Below are 1,633 nucleotides of genomic sequence, written 5' to 3'. Positions count from 1 at the left end.
TTAGCGCCAAGAGCCGATGCCATCATGGGGCAGGAATATCTGTGGAGCGGCGATCAGCTTATCGAAGAAGTGCCGATTTACGCTGATGGCACACCAGTGGAAAATCAACGTATCCGCTGGCTCTACGAACCAAGTACCCTCACGCCATCAGCCCGCTTTGAAAAAGGCAAGCTACACTATATTGTTAGTGACCATCAGGGTACGCCGCGCGAGATGTTGTCCGAGGAAGGGGTACTGGTCTGGGCGCAGCGGCTGACAACATGGGGCAAAGCCGAGAAATCGCAGGTTATCGCGTCCAATAATCCGGATTATCATGTGGGCTGTAATTTACGGTTCGCAGGGCAATATGAGGATGAGGAAAGTGGATTATACTATAACCGCTTTCGGTATTATTCGCCGGAGACCGCGCAGTATATTTCGGCAGACCCGATAGGGCTGTTGGGCGGGTTTAATCCGTATGGGTATGTCCATAATCCGGCTAAGTGGGTAGATCCTTACGGTCTGGCGGGCGGAGTTGGGAATAAAGGCGATTACATCATAACTTATCGTGGAGATACACGGAGCTTCACTGAAATTTTTGATAAGGGATTTGAAACGCTTGGGCCAAGTAAGGATTTGTATAAACACGCATTAGATAATAGAGCACCTCCGAGCGATTTCGTAAGTACTACCATTGACCCGACAAAATCCATTAGTTTTGCAACAAAATATGGACAAAAAAGTGGCTATATGTACACCATGAAAACCAATCACGGTATAGATGTAAACAAAGCATTAGGTGCAAAAGCAGTCAATGCCGATGGAGAAATGTGGGACTATACTATTCTAAATCCAAAAAGGTATGGAAAATGACAGAGGTTGATAAAAGAAAAATCAAAATAATACTCAATGGAAAAATGGAAGAAGCTGAATTACATATGATTACTTCTCCGAGTAGGCATTGCTGTTTAAAAATATTTCATAATAATAATCAATTGGCAGAATCAAATGATACTGATTATTTTTCATGTTTTGCAGATTTAAGAAACCAATTAAAAAATATCATTTTTCTTTGCAAAGGAGCAAAAATAAATGTGTATCCGTCTGCCATGTCAAGGGATATGTCAGATGGTATAGTCGCTTATGAAACTACATTAGGTCAGCCTGGATTACCTGAAAATCAGATTCATATATTTGATTTAGAAGATAAAGATGTTGATGTTACTCCAGAAGAGCAAAGAAAATTTCATTCTCAATGGTTTGAATCATTGTAAGAACAACTGATTTATTAGCTTAAATAATGCCGGAAAGATCCCCGTGATCTTCCGGCTTTGTTCTGTTAAGAGCGGCTCATTCCCTGCCCTTAGCGGCTTTTGTACTCACCAATCAGTTCCCGCATTCTCAGCTTAATTTCTCTGATTTGCTCGCGCTGGCGCTGGTATTGCTGTTTGAGGCTGTTCGTCTCGTCACTGTCGGGGATCAATACCAGACAGCCATCCATAAACGCCACTGATATTCCAGCATGATGCACTGGAGCGGGAAAACGTACGAGAAAGAGCCAATGGCTTTATTCTTGCCAGCCGCTATACCGCGACCAGTTTGCTGGCACATCAGTCGGCGGGACAGGCCACCCAATTTTTCAGGGAAACGCTGG

General features: G+C 43.5%; 3 protein-coding genes. 2 read left to right on the top strand and 1 reads right to left on the bottom strand.

Going from position 1 to position 1,633, the window contains the following annotated elements:
* The coding region (locus FE394_RS18180; RefSeq protein WP_319927745.1) for an RHS repeat-associated core domain-containing protein at positions 1-852 on the top strand (852 nt) is incomplete at its 5' end.
* Positions 849-1,253 (top strand): hypothetical protein, encoded by a 405-nt coding sequence (locus FE394_RS18175; protein ID WP_319927744.1) that lies wholly within the window; start codon positions 849-851, stop codon positions 1,251-1,253. The genes FE394_RS18180 and FE394_RS18175, both read left to right, overlap by 4 nt.
* An 89-nt stretch (positions 1,254-1,342) precedes the next feature.
* Here the strand turns inward: FE394_RS18175 and FE394_RS18170 are convergent, their stop codons facing one another.
* The gene (locus FE394_RS18170) at positions 1,343-1,480 is read right to left on the bottom strand and encodes a hypothetical protein (RefSeq protein ID WP_319927743.1); all 138 of its coding nucleotides are present in this window, start codon (positions 1,478-1,480) and stop codon (positions 1,343-1,345) included.
* Positions 1,481-1,633: the final 153 nt, after the last annotated feature.

Source organism: Xenorhabdus littoralis (assembly GCF_033949345.1).
In the GTDB taxonomy this organism is placed as follows: Bacteria; Pseudomonadota; Gammaproteobacteria; order Enterobacterales; family Enterobacteriaceae; genus Xenorhabdus; species Xenorhabdus littoralis.
Note: the sequence above shows the minus strand (reverse complement) of the source record. Positions and strands in the feature narration are given on the sequence as shown.